Genomic DNA, 2,460 nt, shown 5'->3' with positions numbered 1-2,460 from the left:
GTCGCCGAGCGGGGCCGGGTTGTGCCCGGTCGACTGCGGGGCGACCCGCAGCCCGAGCCGCCGTGCCGCGTCCACGACGCGCACCACGTCCTGGGCGTTGGCGACCTGGGCGACCGCCGCCGGGCGCTGGTCCACCAGGAGGTGCCAGGCCTGCCGGGCGGTGTACCAGCCGGGGTCGCCCGGGCGGACGAGGCGGCCGTCGAGGTCGAGCGCGAGGTCGTCGAGGCTCCGGTGGGCCGGGCCGGCGGTGCTGGGGGTCGTGGTCGTCATGGTGTCCTCCGGTCGTCGTCGAGCGATGCCGGGAACTCTGCTGACCGTCAGCCGGACGGCCCATCCCGCACACGGAGTGCATCCGGGAATGGACCCCCTACAGGTGGAGGATTGCCAGTGAGCCGGTCCGTTGGTGACACTGCGTCATAATCGCCTCGAGGGAGACGCAGATGACGACCACCGCCGCCGGCGCCGCGCGCGACCTCACCGCGTTCCGCGAGGAGTGCGCCCGCGACCTCGACGCCACGACGCTGTTCGCCCGCGTCTCCCGGGCGGTTGCGCGCGGCGGTGCCCTTCGACGGGTCGTGCTGGTTCGCCACCGACCCCGCGACGGTGCTGGCGACGTGCCCGGTCCGGGTGGAGAACGTCGAGCAGGGCCACAGCTCGACGTACTGGGACCGCGAGCACCGCGTGGAGGACGCGAAGCTCTACCGGGACCTCGCGCGCAGCGCCACCGGCATCGACACGCTCTACCGCGCCACCGACGGCACCCCGGGACGCAGCACCCGCTACCGCGAGTTCCTCGCCCCGCAGGGCTACGGCGACGAGATCCGGGCCGCGGTCCGCGTCGGCGACAGCACCTGGGGCGTCCTGGACCTCTTCCGCCACCGCGACCGCGGGCCGTTCACGCCGCACGACGTCAGCACCCTCGCGAGCGTCCTACCCGCGCTGGGCCGCGCCCTGCGCGCCGCGGCGGGGGCGGCCCGCGCCGGAGCGACCGGAGCGCTCGGCGGCGAGGCGCCGGCGACCGCGCTGCTCACCCGAACGGCGACGTCCTGTCGGTCGACGCGGAGGCCGAGCAGCTCCTCGCCGAGCTCGCCGGGGCGTCCTGGTCGTCCTACCCCCTGACGATGTCGCCGATCGCCGCGGTCGCGGCCCGGGCGGTGGCGGTCCGCGAGGGCCGGGACCGCGGGCCCGCGGCGGTGCGCGTCCGGGCGGCCAGCGGGCGCTGGCTCGCCGCCCACGCGTCCTGCCTCACCACGCGGAACGGCGCCACGGGCCCGGTCGCGCTGACCATCCAGCCGGCCCGGTCGTCCCAGATCGCCCCGATCATCGTCGACGCGTACGGCCTCACCCCGCGCGAGCAGGAGATCACCCGCGGGGTCGCCCGCGGCCTGTCCAACCCCGAGATCGGCGCGGAGCTGTGCCTGTCGGCCTACACCGTGCGCGACCACCTCAAGACCGTCTTCGCCAAGGTCGGTGTCGCCGGCCGCGGTGAGCTGGTGGCCGCGCTCTTCGCCGAGGCCCACGCCCCCGCGATGTACGCCCCCGGCGCGGCCGCCGAACACGTCGAGGTCGACACCTGAGCGGAGGGCCCGATCCGCAGCCGGTGGCCGGGTGCACAGCGACTAGCACTCCACCACCGTGAGGGCGAGCCCCCCGCGGGCGGTCTCCTTGTACTTGGACGACATGTCGGCGCCGGTGGCGCGCAGCGTCCGGATCACGGTGTCGAGCGAGACGTGGTGGGCGCCGTCGCCGCGCACGGCCATGTGGGCGGCGGTGATCGCGGTGACGGCGGCGACCGCGTTGCGCTCGATGCAGGGGATCTGGACGAGCCCGCCGACGGGGTCGCAGGTCAGGCCGAGGTGGTGCTCGATGCCGATCTCGGCGGCGTTCTCGACCTGCTCGGGGGTGCCGCCGAGCAGCTCCGCGAGTCCCGCCGCGGCCATCGAGCACGCCGAGCCCACCTCGCCCTGGCAGCCGACCTCCGCTCCCGAGATCGACGCGCCGTGCTTGACCAGCTGACCGATCGCGCCGGCCGTCAGGAGGAAGCGCACGACGGCGTCGTCGTCGAACCCGGGCAGGGTGCGGGCGGCGTGGTGCAGCACCGCGGGCACGATCCCGGCAGCGCCGTTGGTCGGGGCGGTGACGACGCGGCCGCCGGCGGCGTTCTCCTCGTTGACGGCGAGCGCGTCGAGGGTCACCCACTCCATCGTCGCCACCGCCTCGGGCGTGCTCGCGAAGTGGCGGCGCAGGGCCGCCGCCCGCCGGCGGACCTGCAGCGCGCCCGGTAGCACCCCTTCGGTGGCGGTCCCGCGTGCGACGCACTCGCGCATCACCGCCCAGCGGTGCAACAGGCCCGCCCGGATCTCGGGCTCGTCGCGCCAGGCGCGCTCGTTGGCGAGGGCGACGCCGCTGATCGGCAGCCCGGCCTCGCGCGCGGCGGCCAGCAGTTCCGTGGCGCGGGCG

At 75.9% G+C, this 2,460-nt stretch carries 3 protein-coding genes and 1 pseudogene; 2 read left to right on the top strand and 2 right to left on the bottom strand.

Annotation, left to right across the window (positions count from 1 at the left end; translation table 11 throughout):
* Nucleotides 1–270, bottom strand: a pseudogene (locus AC0CYZ_RS12965) (hypothetical protein); the annotation flags it as partial.
* Between the two features lie 288 nt (nt 271–558).
* Here AC0CYZ_RS12965 and AC0CYZ_RS12960 point away from each other — a divergent pair.
* Nucleotides 559–1,119, top strand: coding sequence for a GAF domain-containing protein (locus AC0CYZ_RS12960; RefSeq protein ID WP_472215898.1), 561 nt, complete (start codon nt 559–561; stop codon nt 1,117–1,119).
* 2 nt (nt 1,120–1,121) lie between these two features.
* On the top strand, nt 1,122–1,577 hold the full coding sequence (locus tag AC0CYZ_RS12955; RefSeq protein ID WP_472215896.1) for a helix-turn-helix transcriptional regulator: 456 nt from the start codon (nt 1,122–1,124) through the stop codon (nt 1,575–1,577).
* A 42-nt stretch (nt 1,578–1,619) separates the two neighbouring features.
* Here AC0CYZ_RS12955 and AC0CYZ_RS12950 read toward each other — a convergent pair.
* On the bottom strand, nt 1,620–2,460 hold an 841-nt coding region (locus AC0CYZ_RS12950), incomplete at its 5' end, for an L-serine ammonia-lyase (RefSeq protein ID WP_472215894.1).

This window comes from Actinomycetospora sp. (assembly GCF_055612215.1).
Note: the sequence above shows the minus strand (reverse complement) of the source record. Positions and strands in the feature narration are given on the sequence as shown.